The sequence below is a fragment of the Verrucosispora sp. WMMD1129 genome (assembly GCF_029581255.1).
Classification (GTDB): Bacteria; Actinomycetota; Actinomycetes; order Mycobacteriales; family Micromonosporaceae; genus Micromonospora; species Micromonospora sediminimaris.
Genome location: NZ_CP120741.1, coordinates 6,177,158 through 6,193,806 on the forward strand (window position 1 = coordinate 6,177,158; position 16,649 = coordinate 6,193,806).

Here is a 16,649-nt window from a genome sequence, read left to right on the forward strand (position 1 = left end):
GGGGTGCGCGACCGGAGCGGGAGGTTGGGCTCGTGCGATGTCTGCAGCGGCGTTACCGGCTCGACGAGCCGGTCGGCCGGGGCGGGATGGCCACCGTCTGGCGCGGCTACGATCTGCGGTTGCAGCGTACCGTCGCGGTGAAGCTGTTGTCGGCGCCGCTGCTGGGCGACCCGGCGGCCCGCGACCGCATCCGCCGCGAGGCGCTGGCCGCCGCCCGGCTGGACCACCCGGGTGTGGCCCGGGTCTACGACTACGGTGAGCAGCGGCACCTGACCCGCACACCCACCCCGTTCCTGGTGATGGAGTTCGTCGCCGGATCGACGCTGTCCGCTCGGCTCCGTGCCGCCGGCCCGCTGCCCCCGGACGAGGCGCTGCGGATCGGTCAGCAGGTTGCGGCGGCTCTCGCCGCCGCGCACGAGCAGGGCATCGTGCACCGGGACGTCAAGCCCGGCAACATCATGCTCACCGAGAGCGGCGTGAAGGTGGTCGACTTCGGTATCGCGGCCGGCGCGGGTGACGACCCGGCGGAGCCGGACGGGCAGTTGTGGGGGACCCCGAGCTATCTGCCGCCGGAGCTGACCGCCGGAGCGGAGGCGGTGCCGGCGGGCGACGTGTTCGCCCTCGGCGTCGTGCTCGCCGAGTGCCTCACCGGTCAGGCTCCCCGACGCGCTCCGCACGAATCGGTGGCCGTTCCCGCCGTCGAGGGACTGTCCGACTTCCACGCGCACCTGATCGGTAGGTGTCTGGCCACCGATCCGGACCGGCGTCCGGGCGCGGCCGAAGTCGCCGAGACGCTGGCCGGGGCGACCATGACCGTGCGGCCGGCACCCGGCGCCGCGCCGACCTCGGTCGCCGTACCCACCCGGACGGTCGCCGGCCCCACCAGGCCGGCCGGCGCACCTGCCCGGCGGTCGGCGGTCGTCGGGCGGCGGCGCGGACTGCTGTTCGCCGCTCCTGCCGCCGCGGCGGCCGCGCTGGCCGGGATCCTGCCGGGACTGCTCACCGCCGAGGAAGGCTCGGCGGACCCACCGGCCGCCGAGGCCGGCTGCACGGTGCAGTACCGGGCGCAGCAGGCCGCCGATGGCCGTTTCCTGGCTCAGATCAGCGTTACCGGAACCGGGCGACCCGCGACCGGGCAGCGGGCGCTGACCTTCACCCTGCCGGCCAGCCAACATCTCCTCGACGTGCAGGGCGCCGCCTGGACACACGACGAGCAGCGGGTGACCCTGCGACTGGCCGAGCCGTCGGCCCCGGGCACCGGTGTGACGGCGACCCTGCACGGTCGGGTCGAGTCCGGCGGGCACGAGACGCCGGAGCGGTTCAGCCTGGCGGGTGTCGCCTGCGAGCATGCCGGCACGCACGTACGGACGTCGGTCCTGGCCTCCGCGTCGGCCGAGCCGGCGGCGTCGACGGAGGGGGCCTCCCGGGGGCGGTCGGGTGCGCCGGACGGCGACCGCCCGTCTCCGGACGGCGGCGGAGGCGGATCGGGTCAGCCCGACGCCCAGCCGTCGGGCGCACCATCGGCGACGCCACCGGGCACGCCGACCAGCTCGACGCCGACCACGTCCGATCCGTCGACGTCCCCGAGCCCGTCGGCGACGACCAGCCCCACGCCCAGCCCGTCGGCGACGTCGAGTCCCGCGGCGACCTCGCGGCCCCCCACCCCGTCCCCGCCGCCGGATCCGACCCCGGCACCGAGCACGGAACCTGCCGAAACCACAGCTCCCCCTGCCGATCAGACGTCTCCCACCGCCTCGGTGACCTCGGCCACGTCGGCGGCTGCGGACGAGGGCGGGGACACCGGCGACACGAATGCCTGATCCCGCGAAAACTTGATTGATTCCAGAAGAGTCGAGTAGGTTCGTCGGCATGACGGCCGACTTCGAGGCGCAGCTGCGGGCGGTCTCGTTGCGCGTGACCCGGCCCCGGTTGGCGGTGCTCGCGGCGCTACGCGACCACCCGCACGTCGACACCGACACCGTGATCCGGCTGGTCCGTGCCGATCATCCCACCGTGTCCCACCAGGCGATCTACGATGTGCTGCGGGCACTCACCGACGCCGGTCTGGTGCGGCGCATCCAGCCCACCGGAGCGATCGCCCGCTACGAGTCCCGGGTCGGGGACAACCACCATCATGTCGTCTGCCGCTCCTGCGGCGTGATCGCCGACGTGGACTGCGCCGTCGGCTACGCCCCCTGTCTGACCGCCTCCGACGACCACGGGTTCGTGGTCGACGAGGCGGAGGTCGTCTACTGGGGCACCTGCCCCGACTGCGCGACCGCCCGCACCACAAGTGAACCGCCAGGTCGGAAGGAAGCACATTGAGCAACGCAGAGCACGACGCCCCGTCCAGCGCCCAGGGCGTGGACGCCAAGGCGGCGGCCGGCTGCCCGGTCGCGCACGACTCCGTGACCGCCCACGGCAGCGAGAGCGAGAACCCGGCGATCGACTCGCCGACCCCGAAGACCGGCGGTCGTCCGCGTACGAACCGGGACTGGTGGCCCAACCAGCTCGACCTCTCGGTGCTGCACGCCCACTCGTCGAAGGGCAACCCGCTGGGGGAGGACTTCAGCTACGCCAAGGAGTTCGCCAAGCTCGACGTCGAGGCGCTCAAGCGGGACATCACCGAGGTCCTCACCACCTCGCAGGACTGGTGGCCGGCCGACTTCGGTCACTACGGCGGCCTGATGATCCGGATGAGCTGGCACGCCGCGGGCACCTACCGCATCGAGGACGGCCGCGGCGGCGCCGGTGACGGCGGGCAGCGCTTCGCCCCGCTCAACAGCTGGCCGGACAACGCCAACCTGGACAAGGCGCGCCGCCTGCTCTGGCCGGTGAAGCAGAAGTACGGCCAGCAGATCTCCTGGGCCGACCTGCTCGTGCTCGCCGGCAACGTGGCCCTGGAGTCGATGGGCTTCAAGACCTTCGGGTTCGGCTTCGGCCGGGAGGACGTCTGGGAGCCCGAGGAGATCTTCTGGGGCCCGGAGGACACCTGGCTGGGTGACGAGCGCTACGTCTCCGAGAAGGAGATGTCGCAGGGCGTCGGCGCGACCGAGATGGGCCTGATCTACGTCAACCCCGAGGGCCCGCGCGGCAACGCCGACCCGCTCGCGGCGGCGCACTTCATCCGGGAGACCTTCGCCCGGATGGCGATGAACGACGAGGAGACCGTCGCGCTCATCGCCGGTGGCCACACCTTCGGCAAGACCCACGGCGCCGGTGTCGCCGACGACCACGTGGGCGCGGAGCCTGAGGGCGCGCCGCTGGAGGCGCAGGGCCTGGGCTGGCTGAGCACGTACGGCAGCGGCAAGGGCGCCGACACCATCACCAGCGGCCTTGAGGTCACCTGGACCGACCGGCCGACGCAGTGGAGCAACCGGTTCTTCGAGATCCTCTTCGGCTACGAGTGGGAACTCACCACCAGCCCCGGCGGTGCCAAGCAGTGGGTCGCCAAGGACGCCGAGGCGATCATCCCGGACGCCCACGACCCGTCGAAGAAGCACAAGCCCACGATGCTCACGACCGACCTGTCGCTGCGCGTGGACCCGGCGTACGAGAAGATCTCCCGCCGGTTCCTGGAGAACCCGGACGAGTTCGCGCTGGCCTTCGCCAAGGCGTGGTTCAAGCTGCTGCACCGCGACATGGGTCCGGTCAGCCGGTTCCTCGGGCCGTGGGTGCCGGAGCCCCAGCTGTGGCAGGACCCGGTGCCGGCCGTCGACCACGAGCTGGTCGGTGAAGCTGACATCGCGGCGCTCAAGGCGAAGGTGCTGGAGTCCGGTCTCACCACTGCCCAGTTGGTGAGCACCGCCTGGGCCTCGGCCGCGAGCTTCCGGTACACCGACAAGCGCGGCGGTGCCAACGGTGCCCGGATCCGCCTTGAGCCGCAGCGCAGCTGGGAGGTCAACCAGCCGGAGCAGCTCGCGACGGTGCTGAGCACCCTGGAGGGCATCCAGCGGGAGTTCAACGCGGCGGGCGGGGCCAGGATCTCCCTCGCCGACCTGATCGTGCTGGCCGGTTCGGCCGCGGTCGAGAAGGCGGCGCGGGACGCCGGTGTCGAGATCACCGTCCCATTCCACCCGGGCCGCACCGACGCCAGCCAGGAGCAGACCGACATCGAGTCGTTCCGGGTCCTGGAGCCGCGTGCCGACGGGTTCCGCAACTACCTGCGTGCCGGCGAGAAGACCCAGCCGGAGGTGCTGCTCATCGACCGGGCGTACATGCTCAACCTGACCGCGCCCGAGATGACCGTACTCGTGGGTGGCCTGCGCTCCCTCGGTGCCAATGTCGGCGGCAGCCGGCACGGCGTGCTCACCGACCGGCCCGGCGTGCTCAGCAACGACTTCTTCAGCAACCTGCTCTCCCCGGGCACGCGCTGGAAGGCGTCGGAGTCCGACGAGCACGTGTACGAGATCCGTGACGTGGCCACCGAGCAGGTGAAGTGGACCGCCACCGCGGTCGACCTCATCTTCGGCTCCAACTCCCAGCTCCGCGCGCTCGCCGAGGTCTACGCCAGCGACGACGCCCGGGTCAAGTTCGTGGCCGACTTCGTGGCGGCCTGGACCAAGGTGATGGAACTGGACCGCTTCGACCTCGCCTGATCCGACACCCACCGACGAGCCCCGGGCGACCAGCAACGGTCGACCGGGGCTCGCCGCACCTGAGGTCTGCGGGTGCCTCAGCCCTTCAGACCGGTGTGGGCCAGACCTTCGATGAACTGCCGTTGCGCGATCACGAAGATCACCAAAATGGGGATGGCGGTCATCGACGCCGCCGACAGCTGTACGTCCCACATCGGCCCGCCGTAGGCGTCGACGAACTGGGTCAGCGCCTGCGGCAGGGTGAACTTCTCCGGTGTGGAGAGGAAGACGATCGGCTCCAGGTAGAGATTCCAGCTGTGCAGGAAGGTGAAGATCGCCACCGCGCCGAGCGCCGGACGGGCCAGCGGCAACGCGATGCGCCAGAAGGTGGCGAAGCGGCCCAGCCCGTCCACCCGCGCCGCCTCCTCCAACTCGGCGGGGAGGGTGATGAAGAACTGCCGCATGATGAAGGTGGCCAGCACGCTCGGCGCGCCGAGGATCGGCACCAGGATCAGCGGCCAGTGGGTGTCCACCATGCCCCACGAGTTGAACATCCGGAACAGCGGCACGATCGTCACCTCGCTCGGGATGAGCAGCCCGACCAGCACCACCACGAACAGCACCTGCTGACCCCGGAAGCGGATCCGGGCGAAGGCGTACCCGGCCAGCGACGACACCGCCAGGGTGCCGATGGTGACCACGGCCGCGATGTACCCGCTGTTGAAGTACTGCTGCGCGAACGGTTGCAGCTCGAAGACCCGACGGTACGCGGAGAGGCTGGCCTCGGTCGGGATCAGCGACGGCGGGAAGGCGAAGATGTCGCCCACCGGTTTCACCGACGAGGTGACCATCCACCAGGTGGGGAAGACGAACGGCAGGGCCAGCAGGCAGAGCGCACCGTAGAGCGCGACCCTGGCCCGTGCGGAGAGCCTACTGTTCATGGAAGACCCACTTCCTGCGCATCCGCCACTGCACGACGGTGAGCACCAGCACGATCAGGAAGAGCAGCACCGACAGCGTGGCGCCGTAGCCGAACTGGTGGAACTGGAACGCCCGCTGGTACAGGTAGTAGACGAGCACCGTGGTCGAGGTGCCCGGCCCGCCCTGGGTGAGCACGGCGATCTGGGCGAACACCTGCAACGACCCGACCACCGTGATGATCGAGGTGAGCAGGATGGTCGGGCTGATCAGCGGCACGGTGATCCGACGGAACCGGGTCCAGGCGTTGGCGCCCTCGACCCGGGCCGCCTCGTACAGTTCCGCCGGCACCCCCTGCAGGGCGGCCAGGAACAGCACCATGTTCAGGCCGACGTTCTTGACCACCTGCACCACGATCACCGACAGCAGTGCCGTCCAGTCGCCGCGCAGCCAGTTTGGCCCGTCCACGCCGGCCACGCCCAACGCCCCGTTGACACCGCCGTTGTCCTGGAGCAGGAAGCCCCACACGATCGTCCAGGCGACCAGCGAGACGACCACCGGGGAGAAGAACAACGTCCGGAACACGACGGTGCCGCGTAGCCGCTGGTTGAGCAGCACCGCGAGCAGCAGGGCCAGGCTGAGGTTGAACGCCACCAGGCCGATCGAGAACAGCGCGGTGACCCGCAGCACCGACGGCAGGTTCGGGTCGTCGGCCATGGCCTGGTAGTTGCCCGGGCCGACGAACTCGAAGGTGCCGGCGAGCACGTTCCACTCGTGCAGGCTGTACCAGAAGACCAGCCCGAGCGGAATCAGCACGAACAGCACCGACCCGGCGAGTTGCGGTGCGACGAAGAGCAGCCCGGCGAGCTGGTCGCGGCGGCGGGTCGTCCACCAGCCGCGCCGCCGGTGCGGCGCGGCCCCGCCGGGGGCGGACCGGTCACCGGCCCGCCCCACGGTGTCCCTGGTCAGGACCGACATCGAGGATCCCTACTTCGTCAGCAGCGGGTTGATCGCGGTGCAGACGCCGTCGAGTACGCCCCGCACGTCGGCGTCCGGCCGCCACAGCGGGTCCAGTGCGGCCCGGACCGCCTGGTTCAGCTCGGCCTGGCCGGTGTGGCTGGGCTTGACCACCCCGTCGGCGATCCCGTCGATGACAACCTCCTGCAACTGCTCCGGGCTGAGCAGCGGGTTGGTCTTGGCGAGGGTCTCGGCGGTGAGCAGCGAGGTACGCGGCGGCGGGAAGAACTGCGCGAGCTTCGCCGAGTTGGCCGGGTTGGTCAGGTAGGCCAGGAAATCGGCGGCGGCATCGGCGTTGCGGCCCTGCTTGAGCACACCCATCCCGCCCTGGCCGATCACCGCGTACTCACCCTTCGGTCCGGCGGGCAGCGGCACCAGGTCCCAACCGAACTTCTGCCCCTCCAGCAGCGACGCGCGGGAGATCTGGGTGATGGTCATGCCGGCGTCACCGGCGAAGAAGTCGGCGGTGGTGCCCGGGCCCGGTAGCGCCTTGTCGACGAAGATCCCCCGGTGCAGGACGGTCATCGCCTCGACCATCTCGGCCGAGTTGAAGCCGCAGGTGCGGCCGTCCTCGCTCCACGCCTGCGCGCCCCAACCGGTCCAGACGGTGGACAGGAAGTCCCAACCCTTGTAGTCGAAGTCGCGGACCACCAGACCCGCCTTGCCGGTCTCCGCCTGCACCGCCTTCGCGGTGGTCAGCGCGTTCTGCCAGGTCCACTGGCCGGCGGCGATCAGCTCGGCCGGGCTCTGCGCGCCGGATGACTTCACCAGGTCGGTGTTGACGAACACCCCGAACGGCGAGGTGGAGAAGGGGTACGCGTACAGCTTGCCGTCGGCCTGCCACAGCTTCGTCGCGGCCGGGGCGAGCTCGTCGAAGCCGTACCCCTCGGTGCCCTTGAGGGTGTCGTCAAGCGGCACCAGCGCGCCGGAGGTGACGAAGTCGGGCGCGGAGTTCTCCAGCACCCAGGCCAGGTCGGGCGGGTTGCCGCCGGCGATCTGGGTGGTCAGGGTGGTGGTGTAGCTCTCGAACGGGATCGGGTCGAAGGTGATTCCGGCGATGTCCGGATTCGTCGCGGTGTATTCGGCGGCGATCTCGTTGAACAGCTTCAGGTGGGCCTCGTTCGCCGACCAGGTGGTCATCCGCAACGTGACCGGGCCGTCGGACTCGGTGGAGTCGCCACCGCAGGCGGTCAGGCCGAGCAGCGCGCTGAGCGCGACGACGGCCGTCAACCGGTTCCTCATGGGGGATATGTCCTTCCTCAGTAGCCGGCGATGTCGGGCCAGCGCAGCTCGACACCGGAATCGGCGAGGCGGTTCTGGAAGTCGGCCAGCAGGCCGGGGGTGTAACGCACCGCGCGGGGGGTGACCCGCCGGGCCAGGCAGAAGTCCGCGAGCAGGCCGGCGACCTCGCCGACGTTCCACTCCACGGGGTGCAGGCGGTAGGAGCCGTTTGTGATGTGTGTGGTGCCGATGTTCTTGCCGGCGGGCAGCAGGTTCTCCATCCGCCGGGGGATCAGGGCGCCGAGCGGGATCTCGAACGGGCAGGAGGCCACGTCGATGTAGTTGTCGCCGCCGGTGGAGGGGTGCAGGTCGATGCGGTACATCCCGACACCTACCGAGTCGGCGTAGCTGACCGCGCCCTTGTCGCCCCGGATCTCCAGGGAGAGGTCCTGCTCGACGACTGTGTACTCGGCGCGGATGCGGCGCGACTCCCGGATGTAGGGCGCCTGGGCCAGGCCGCTGTGGGTGACGTCTCCGCCGGTGGCGGGGGTGCCGGTGCCGGTGACGTCGCCGCGTAGTCGCAGCCCGGGAAAGCCGGTTCCACCGTCGGTGCGTGGCGCCTCGGTCTGCAACCAGTACAGCACCGACAGGGACAGCTCCCGGGCCGCGGCGATGCCGGCGTCGCCGTCAGGTACGTCGATCACCGGCCGCTCGAAGTAGTCGATCATCGGCCAGTTGACCAGGCAGATGTCGCTGTCGTACGCACCGGGGGTGAAGTTGCGTCGGGCGGCGATGCGGCGGAACGTCCACAGGTTCCCGTCGCCGGGATTGACCCGCTGGTCGGCCTGGACCAGCCAGGGGTCGTCGTCCGGGTTGGGGGTGAAGCTGCGTTCGGAGATCGCCAGGGTGCGCGGGTTGGGGGAGCGGAACGACAGCATCCGGTCGCCCCAGAACGGTGGCCGGTACGCCCGCCAGAAGTCGTACGCCGTCGGCTTGTCGATCGTGTGGTCGCCGTCGACGTGGTCGACCGCGAAGCACACCGACACCGCCTGCATGTTCGCCGGCTGGGCCTGCTCCGGCGCGCTCGGTTCACCGGTGTCGGCCCGGGACTCGAAGCCGGTGACGTACTCGGTGCCGGTCAACGGCAGCAGTTCGCCGGTCTCGGTGGCGTCCAGCACGTACGGCGCGCTCAGGTGCACCCGCTCACCGGTGTACCGGTGCGCCACGGTGACACCGACGACCCGGTCGCCGTCGGTGTCGGCGGCCACCGGCCGGTACGGCTGGAGCACCCGCAGCCGCCCGGATCCCCGGTACGGCCCCAGCATGCCCTCCAGCACCGCCACCGCGACCCGGGGTTCGTGGCAGAGCCGGCTGACGTGCCCGGCGCCCGGGTTGAGCGCGGTGGTGCGCCGAGCCCGGTCGGTCAGCGGATACCAGCGACGGTAGTGCTCCCGGATGCCGTCCCGCAGCGCCCGGTAGCTGGCGGTGACGCCGAAGTGCTCCACCCAGGAGTGCTCGTCCGGCGGTACGGCCTGGCTGGTGAGTTGCCCGCCGAGCCAGTCGTACTCCTCGGTCAGCAGCACGCTGCGGCCGGCGCGCAGCGCGGCCAGGGCGGCGGCCACGCCGCCGAGCCCACCGCCGACGATAAGTACTTCGGCCTGCATCTCGGGCACGGTCGGTCCTCTCATGGAACGGTCCAGGGTCGCCGGGCAACGGGATGGCGACCGGGGGTGAGCTGGTCAGTGCCGGGGCGGCAGGAGGGTGACGCCGTCGACCGGCTGGCACGGCAGCAGCCGCTGGGTCACCGTGCCGGGCACCCCGGCGAGCAGCCCGGTGAGCACCTCGACGGCCTGCCATCCCATCTCGCGGCGGGGGATCCGGAAGCCGGTGAACTCCAGGTCGCTTGTGGTCGGCCGGGTCGGGTCGCCAAGCGCGAGGATGGACAGGTCGGCGGGCACGGTCCGGCCGCGCTCGGCGGCGGCGGTGGCCAGCGCGACCCCGTCGGCGTACTCCTCGACCACCACGGCGGTGACTCCGGTGTCGAGCAGCGTGTCGAGCAGGTCGGCGGGGGAGCGGTCGGTGGGTTCGTGCCGGGTCGGCAGCCCGGCCGCGTCGAGGGCGGCCCGGTAGCCGGCGAACCGGTCGGTGTGTGATTCCGGGCCGGCGCCCTGGCCGAGGTACGCCAGCCTGGTGTGGCCGGCGTCGAGGGCGCGCCGGACCACGTCGGCGGTGGCGGCGGCGTAGTCCGCGCCGACGTACGGCACCGGTCCGCCCGCGTCGTCGCGTCGGCCGACGGAGACGAACGGCTGCCCCTCGGCGACCAGGCGGCCCAGCTCGTCGCGGTCCAGTGAACGACCGAGCAGGACGCAGCCGTCGGCCAGCCGCAGCCGGTTGTCGTCGTGGAAGATTCGCCGCCGGCCGTCGGTGACCGGGGCGCTGGTGAGCAGCAGCAGGTCGCAGCCGAGGCGCTCGGCGGACTCCTCGATACCTACCAGGAACGGGTGGTAGAAGTCGCCGGTGCCGGCCGGGAAGACCGGCTCGTAGGTGAAGACGCCGATGATCCGGTTGTGTCGGGCGGCGAGCCGCCGGGCCACCGGGTCGGCGACGTACCCGGTGGCCCGGATGGCGCCCAGCACCCGTTCCCGGGTCTCCGGGGCGATCCGGACGCTGCCGTCGTCGCGGCCGTTGAGCACCAGCGAGACCGTCGCCTGGCTGACGCCGGTCATCCGGGCGATGTCCTGCTGGGTCACCCGCCTGCGCGATCCGGTCACGTTCCGTGTCCAATCGTTTCTGCGCTAATACGCATTAGCTACGTTGGTGTGAAATCCTGCGACCCGCCACCGCCTGTCGTCAACCCCCCGTCGTCGGAAAATTTCTCCGGATGATCGGCGTGATAATTCGTATTAGCGCCTTGACCGGGGCTCGTCGCCGACCGCAGACTCATCGATCACAAGGTTCGCTCCCTCATGGAGCCCGATCTCACGCACGGTCACCGGCAAGTGTTGCGGTGGCCGCGGTCCACGCCTGCCACCCACCGTTCCGCCGCGTTCCCGCCGGCAGGGCGGTCCCGCACCATCCCCAGCTCCGCCATCGACGAGCGTCCCCTCACGATCGGAGACCCGCATGCCCGACCGGACCCCCCGACCCGCCCCGGTGACCCGCCGTGGCCTGCTGCGCGGCGCCGCCCTGATCGGCACCGCCACGGCCGCCGGTACCGCAATCGGCGGCACCCTCGCCGCCGCTCCGGCCCTCGCCGGCCCGGCCGGCTTCCCCAGCTACCGGTACGTCCGCGACGCGTTCGCCACGCCGCTGCGCTACAACCCCACCGGCGAGATGATCTTTCCCTGCGTACGTGGGGTCTACGACAAGATCTCCGGTGCCCGGGGGCGGTACTACCTCTACTACGCCCCGCACGACGCGCCCGGCGGCATCTGCCTGGCCTACGCCGACCGGCTCGAAGGCCCCTACACCGAACACCCCGGGAACCCGATCATCGACCGGGTGCTACCCGCCACCACGGTCAGTCACGTCTCCTCACCGCACGTGGTGTGGAACGCCTCCACCAGGGAGTTCTTCCTCTACTTCCACGGGGAGAACTTCACCACCCGGGTGGCCCGCTCCCGCGACGGCATCAACTTCACCAACGAGACGCCGATCCTGAGCACCCGGCTGGTGCCGAACACCACCGAGACCTCGTACGCCCGGGTCTTCGAACACTCCGTCGCCGGAAAGAACAACAAGTACGTCATGCTCTTCATGGGCGCGCACACCGTCGGCCCCGGCACCCGCAAGATCTTCTGGGGTTGGTCACCGAACGGCTGGGACCAGTGGCAGTTCGCCCCGAACCCGTTGATCTCGCCGGCCGGTGATGGGTTGACCGACATCTCCAGCCCGCACCTGCTCAGGCGCAACGGCACCAGCTACGTCGCCTACCACGGCAACGACGGTCGGATCCGGCTCACCGAGGTCGGCAACAACTTCGACCGGGAGGTGCACCTCGGGGTCTTCCACGCCCCGATCGCCTCGGACAACGGTCGGGTCGCCGCGCCGGCCTTCGGCACCGACGGCGGCGTCTCGTACATGATCTACGAGGCCGGACCCCGGCTCGACGCCCGCATCTGCATCGCCCGCGCCGTCTGAGCGGTGCGGGGCCGCCGCCCCGCTCCGGCAACTCAGCTCCGGTGCCGGCTGGTCACGGCCACCGGACGGAGAGGAGATCGGCGACGACCGCGGCGGCCAGAAGGCGGACATGCAGGTGGTGGCCACCGCCCTGAGTGGGCGGTGGCCACCACCGGAGCCACCTCACCGGCCCCGGCCCGTCAGCGTGGTCGGCTGACCTGGCCCGGGCCGGGTGTCACAGGTTGGCGCAGTACCCGACGCTGAAGGTGCTGGCGCCGGCGGCCAGGGTCCGGTTCCACTTCACCCCCTGGATCCGGTAGCTGCCGTCGGCCAGCCGCTCCCGCTTGAAGTTCCAGGCGGTGTAGATGTCACCCTCCAGATCGACCACCGCGGTCCACTCGACGGGCTTGTCGCCGTTGTTGGTGGCGGTGATGGTGGCGCAGTAGCCGCCGCCGCTGTCGGAGTTCCAGCGGGCGATCCGCTCCATCGCGATCTCCACGTTGGAGCCGGCGACCAGCCGACCCACGCCCCAACGGGCGGTGGTCTGGTAGCCCTCGCCGTTCTGCTCGGCCCAGTTGCGGATCGACGTGCGTGCGCCGTCGGAGGCGTCGTTGACCTGGAAGTCCAGGCCGTGGAACGTGCCGAGACCACCGTATTCGAGCAGGCTGATCGCCGCCTCGACGGTGTAGCCGGTCTCGGTACGCACGGCAACGCTCTCCAGCCGCCCGGCCTGGAACGCTTCGTCACCGGTGCCGAACGACACGACGTTGTCAGCGTTGATGCGGATCTGGGTGTCGTCGTAGCGGAACGGACCGTTCTTGGCGTTGCCGGCGTCGACGTAGATCTCGACCGAGTCCTGGGTCCACGGGTCGGAGCCGGAGACGTCCACCACCGGGTCGGTGACCTCGGCCAGCACGTACAGCGTCTGGCCTCGCCAGAGGGTGCGGACATTCGCGGTCGCGCCGTCGGTGCCGGAGACCTGCTTGGCGGTGGTGACCGAGGTGGCCTGGGCCCAGCCGGCATCCACCGTGCCGTCGATGACCGGCGCGGTGCCCGTCTCGCGGACCTCCAGGTACGACAGCTCCTCCACCAGGCTCAGGGTGCCCACCGCGCCCGGAGTGTTCCAGCCGGAGGTGGTGCCGTTGTCGGTCACCCGCACGTCGAAGGTGCGGGTCTCGCCCTCGGCGGCATCGACCAGCGGCAGGTGGGCGACCAGGTGGTAGCCGTCGTCCCGCTCGGCCGCCACGGCCGGCACGTCGCCGCTGCCGTCGCGGGAGACCCGGTAGGTCTCGTCACCCAGGGCGAAGGTGACCCGGTCGTCGTCGGAGACCGAGGCGTCGTCGACCGTGACGTACGCGGTCAGGTGGTCCGGCGACCAGCGCAACTGGAACCGGGCCGCGTCCTCGATCGGATGCAGGGGCAGTTTGCGCCAGGTCAGGTCCTTCGGCGCGGCGGCCGTGAGGGCCACGTCACCGGCGAAGACGTTGGCCGTGCGCAGGCGTGCCGGCAGGTCGCCGTCCACCGCCCCGTAGTAGGCGGGCTTGGCCCGCAGGTTGTCGTCGAACAGCAGCGGCGCGTTGGCCGACCGCCACGAACGGCCGTCGGTGAGGCCCCACACCGTCACGGCGAACAGGTCCTCGGTGTGCTCCCGGAAGATGCGGAAGGCGTCCCGGTAGAAGTAGCCCTGCTCGATCAACCGCGCCTGGGTCACCGGAGTGCCGGTGGTGACGTCGAGTTCGGTGACGGCCTGGGTCAGCGGTAGCCCGGCGAAGGCGTCCAACGTGGCCTCCAGGCTGCTGACCGGCGTGGCCAGCGAGACGTGGAACTGGTGCCCCACCCCGTCGATCGGCACGTCGCGGTCGACAAGCCGCTGCACCAGTGCCCGGTAGCGGGCCTGCTTGCCACTCTGCTCGGTGTTGTAGTCGTTGATGAACAGGGTGACCGGGTCGCTGTCGGCCACGGCGTGGACGTCGTTGAACGCCTCGTGCGCGTACTCGAACGACAGGTCGATGAAGTTCTCGCCGAGAATCCGGTACCACTCGCTGCGGCGCAGGCCGTCGGCGTACTCGCCGCTGTCGCTGATGACCTCGTTGACGACATCCCAGGCGTACAGCGGGTTGGTGGGGGAGCCGAAGAGGCCGTACCGCTCGGACAGCGATTCGGCGACGTTGAAGATGTGGGTACGCAGGCGGTCGCGCAGCAACTGCTGGTGTTCCGCCGACGTGGTCAGCGGCTGGCCGTCCGCGTCCTGGAAGAACCAGTCGGGGGTCTGGCTGTGCCAGACCAGCACGTGACCGTAGACGCGCAGGTCGTTGTCGCGGGCGAAGTCCATCACCGCGAGCGCCTGCTCGTGCGGTCGGAAGGTGCGTTCGTCGTCGTACCAGGCCTCGGGCTTCATGTGGTTCTCGTGCGTGACCTGGTTGAAGTGCCGGTTCAGCAGATCGGCGGCGCCGCCGACGGTCTCCCGGGCGTCGATGGCCACGCCGACCGGGAAATCGGTGGTCTCGTGGATCCCGGTCAGGTCTTCGATGACCGGCGGCTCCGGCACCCGGACGACGATGTCGTCGACCAGGAAGTCGCTGGTGTTGCCGGCTACGTCCGCGCCCTCCCAGCGGGTTTCGAAGTAGAGCGACGCCTCGTCCGAGGCGGGCATGGTGAAGCGGGCGCTCACCTCGGTCCAGCCCGTGTTCGTGATGGACTCGAACTGGGCGAGGGTGCTGAACGACTGGCTGCCGCCGGAGGTGCTGGCCAGGCTGAGCCAGATCTGGTCGGTCGGCTGGCCCTCAGCGAACCGCAGCCAGGCGCTGAACTCGTAGGTGACGCCCGCTTCGAACAGGCCGGCGACGTCACGCCCGAGGCCGGCGCCCTGGTTGACCCGGTCGGTGACCAGCGCCGCGGCCGAGCCGCCGTGTGCGACGTCGTTGATCTCGACCGTCGGGGCGCCGGCACCGCTGTCGCGCGGACCCCAGCCGTCCAGACCGTCCTCGAAGTCGGTGTCGATGACGACGGTGCCGGGTTCAGGTCCGCCCGGTTCGCCGTCCGGCCCGGTGATCAGGACGTCGTCCAGGAGGAACGGGGTGCTCTCCGCCGCCTCGACGTACACGGTGGCCGTGCTGAGCCCGTCGGGCAGCGTGTAGGTGCCGCCGATCTGCACCCAGCTCTCGGCGGTGGTGGGGACGTCGCCGCCGATCCAGGTGTAGGTGTTGTCACCGCCGTCGACCGGGGTCGCCTCGACGGTGAAGTGCACTCCCGCGGTGCCCTCGGTGCCGGCCGGCAGCTTGACCCAGGCGGTGACCGAGTACTGCGTGCCGGGCCGGAACAGCGCCGTCGCGCTCGTCGCCGGGCCCTGCCAGTTCGCCGTACGGCCGGTGACCGACAGGCTGCTGTCGCTCTCGTGTCCCTCGTCGGCGATGGCGAGGGTGATGTCGCCGCGCGGTCCCCACGGCGCGTACGAGCCGGACTCGAAGTCGTTGGCGAGGACGATCTCGGCGGCTGCCGCCGGCGCGGGTGCCACGGCGACCGCCGCGACGAGCGCTGCCGAGCAGAGCAGCGCGACGGTTCGGGATCGGCGTCGTGATCGATGGGAGAGGTTCCAGAGGCGCATCGAAATCCCTCTACTTTTTATCGGTGCTGGCGGGGTGTGTCTGACGTGGCCCTTGGGACGGATTCAAGCGCGTGCATGCTATGTCGAGACCGCCGTGGTGGCCATAACTTCCGGAAGTTTCCGGTAACGACGCAGCGGTGGCGGCCGGTGAATTGCCAGCGGCCAGGGCTACCGCAGGGGTTGGCCGGCCGGCCGGTGCGGCACCGTGGGGCGGGCAGACGCACCGACCCGGTACCGGAAGACGTGCCGGTAGGTCTGCGGGGTCATCCCGCTGATCCGACCGAAGTGCTGGCGCAGGTTGGCGCCGCTGCCGAAGCCGGTACGGTGCGCGATCCGCTCGACCGGATCCTCGGTGGTCTCCAGCAACTCCTGTGCCAGTCGGACCCGCTGCTCCAACAACCACTGCAACGGCGTGGTGCCGAGCGAGTCGCGGAACCGGCGGGCCAGGGTGCGCGGGCTCAGGTTGGCCGCGCGGGCCAGATCGTTCACCGACAGCGGCCGGTCGAGGCGTTGCCGAGCCCACTCCAGCACCGGGCTCAGGTCGGCCGGGGAGACTCCCCGCACCGGCGGCGCCGGATACTGGGTGTGGTCGGCGCCCCGCTGCGGCGCCACCACCATCCGCCGGGCCACCTCGGCGGCCACCGCGGCACCGTGGTCCAGCCGCACCAGATGCAGGCACAGGTCGATGGCCGCGGCGGTGCCGGCCGAGGTGAAGATGTTGTCCTCCGCCACGTACAGCACCCGGGGGTCGAGGTCGACAAGCGGGAACCGGCCGGCGAAGTCCTGCGCGTTCATCCAGTGCGTGGTGGCGCGGCGACCGTCGAGCAGGCCGGCCGCGGCGATCGGGTACGCACCGGTGCAGATGCCGACGATGCGGCTGCCCCGCGCGTACGCGGTGCGCAGCGCCTCGACCAGCGCTGCCGGGGGACTGACCTGGGCCGGTCGGGCGCAACCGGGCACCAGCACGGTGTCGGCCTCGACCAGATCGTCCAGGCCGTACGCGGGGTCGAGCCACGAGCCACCCGTGGTACGCAGCGGGCCCGGCTCGGCCGCGCACAGGCGCATCTCGTACCACGGGTCGACGATGTCCCGTCGGTCGGTGCCGAACACCTCCTGCGGGACCGCCAGCTCGAAGATCGGCGGGTTGTCGGTCACCGCCACCGCGACGACGTGCGGACGCATGGCAGAAATCT

Annotated in this window: 11 protein-coding genes; 4 read left to right on the forward strand and 7 right to left on the reverse strand. The window is 70.8% G+C overall.

Features of this window, described 5'->3' with window-relative positions; all coding sequences use genetic code 11:
- Positions 1 to 32 precede the first annotated feature (32 nt).
- Genes O7624_RS28660 through katG form a run of 3 tightly spaced genes read left to right on the forward strand, consistent with a single transcriptional unit; the run spans position 33 to position 4,598 of the window.
- Entirely contained in the window at positions 33 to 1,820 is a 1,788-nt protein-coding gene (locus O7624_RS28660) for a serine/threonine-protein kinase (protein WP_282238080.1), read from the forward strand.
- A gap of 49 nt (positions 1,821 to 1,869) precedes the next feature.
- A complete protein-coding gene (locus O7624_RS28665; protein WP_093407101.1) occupies positions 1,870 to 2,325 on the forward strand; it encodes a Fur family transcriptional regulator in 456 nt (151 codons plus the stop codon).
- Positions 2,322 to 4,598: a catalase/peroxidase HPI gene (gene katG, locus O7624_RS28670; protein ID WP_282238081.1), complete on the forward strand. Its 2,277-nt coding sequence runs from the start codon at positions 2,322 to 2,324 to the stop codon at positions 4,596 to 4,598. The genes O7624_RS28665 and katG overlap by 4 nt, the downstream gene beginning before the upstream one ends.
- 77 nt (positions 4,599 to 4,675) lie before the next feature.
- Here katG and O7624_RS28675 read toward each other — a convergent pair whose 3' ends face one another.
- The 5 genes from O7624_RS28675 to O7624_RS28695 all read right to left on the reverse strand — a co-directional run bounded on the left by O7624_RS28675 (position 4,676) and on the right by O7624_RS28695 (position 10,483).
- Positions 4,676 to 5,518 carry a carbohydrate ABC transporter permease gene (locus tag O7624_RS28675; protein ID WP_282238082.1) on the reverse strand — a complete coding sequence of 281 codons (843 nt, stop codon included), beginning with the start codon at positions 5,516 to 5,518 and terminating at the stop codon, positions 4,676 to 4,678.
- Positions 5,508 to 6,473: a sugar ABC transporter permease gene (locus O7624_RS28680; RefSeq protein WP_282238083.1), complete on the reverse strand. Its 966-nt coding sequence runs from the start codon at positions 6,471 to 6,473 to the stop codon at positions 5,508 to 5,510. The genes O7624_RS28675 and O7624_RS28680 overlap by 11 nt, the downstream gene beginning before the upstream one ends.
- 9 nt (positions 6,474 to 6,482) lie before the next feature.
- Entirely contained in the window at positions 6,483 to 7,754 is a 1,272-nt protein-coding gene (locus O7624_RS28685) for a sugar ABC transporter substrate-binding protein (protein WP_282238084.1), read from the reverse strand.
- A gap of 17 nt (positions 7,755 to 7,771) precedes the next feature.
- A complete protein-coding gene (locus O7624_RS28690) occupies positions 7,772 to 9,397 on the reverse strand; it encodes an FAD-dependent oxidoreductase (RefSeq protein WP_282240779.1) in 1,626 nt (541 codons plus the stop codon).
- A 75-nt stretch (positions 9,398 to 9,472) separates the two neighbouring features.
- Positions 9,473 to 10,483, reverse strand: coding sequence for a LacI family DNA-binding transcriptional regulator (locus O7624_RS28695; RefSeq protein ID WP_282238085.1), 1,011 nt, complete (start codon positions 10,481 to 10,483; stop codon positions 9,473 to 9,475).
- A 373-nt stretch (positions 10,484 to 10,856) separates the two neighbouring features.
- Between O7624_RS28695 and O7624_RS28700 the strand changes: the two genes are divergently transcribed.
- On the forward strand, positions 10,857 to 11,873 hold the full coding sequence (locus O7624_RS28700) for a hypothetical protein (protein WP_282238086.1): 1,017 nt from the start codon (positions 10,857 to 10,859) through the stop codon (positions 11,871 to 11,873).
- A 214-nt stretch (positions 11,874 to 12,087) separates the two neighbouring features.
- On the opposite strand, the gene O7624_RS28705 is transcribed toward O7624_RS28700, so the two are convergent.
- Both O7624_RS28705 and O7624_RS28710 read right to left on the reverse strand, forming a co-directional pair.
- Positions 12,088 to 15,456, reverse strand: coding sequence for an endo-1,4-beta-xylanase (locus O7624_RS28705; RefSeq protein WP_282238087.1), 3,369 nt, complete (start codon positions 15,454 to 15,456; stop codon positions 12,088 to 12,090).
- 168 nt (positions 15,457 to 15,624) lie between these two features.
- Positions 15,625 to 16,638 carry a helix-turn-helix domain-containing protein gene (locus O7624_RS28710; protein ID WP_348774970.1) on the reverse strand — a complete coding sequence of 338 codons (1,014 nt, stop codon included), beginning with the start codon at positions 16,636 to 16,638 and terminating at the stop codon, positions 15,625 to 15,627.
- Positions 16,639 to 16,649: the final 11 nt, after the last annotated feature.

Excerpts from the sequence above, each read along its gene's own strand:
- O7624_RS28665 (WP_093407101.1), top strand. The coding sequence starts at position 1,870 with ATGACGGCCGACTTCGAGGCGCAGCTGCGGGCGGTCTCGTTGCGCGTG.
- O7624_RS28675 (WP_282238082.1), bottom strand. The coding sequence starts at position 5,518 with ATGAACAGTAGGCTCTCCGCACGGGCCAGGGTCGCGCTCTACGGTGCG.
- O7624_RS28680 (WP_282238083.1), bottom strand. The coding sequence starts at position 6,473 with ATGTCGGTCCTGACCAGGGACACCGTGGGGCGGGCCGGTGACCGGTCC.
- O7624_RS28685 (WP_282238084.1), bottom strand. The coding sequence starts at position 7,754 with ATGAGGAACCGGTTGACGGCCGTCGTCGCGCTCAGCGCGCTGCTCGGC.
- O7624_RS28690 (WP_282240779.1), bottom strand. The coding sequence starts at position 9,397 with ATGCAGGCCGAAGTACTTATCGTCGGCGGTGGGCTCGGCGGCGTGGCC.
- O7624_RS28700 (WP_282238086.1), top strand. The coding sequence starts at position 10,857 with ATGCCCGACCGGACCCCCCGACCCGCCCCGGTGACCCGCCGTGGCCTG.
- O7624_RS28705 (WP_282238087.1), bottom strand. The coding sequence starts at position 15,456 with ATGCGCCTCTGGAACCTCTCCCATCGATCACGACGCCGATCCCGAACC.
- O7624_RS28710 (WP_348774970.1), bottom strand. The coding sequence starts at position 16,638 with ATGCGTCCGCACGTCGTCGCGGTGGCGGTGACCGACAACCCGCCGATC.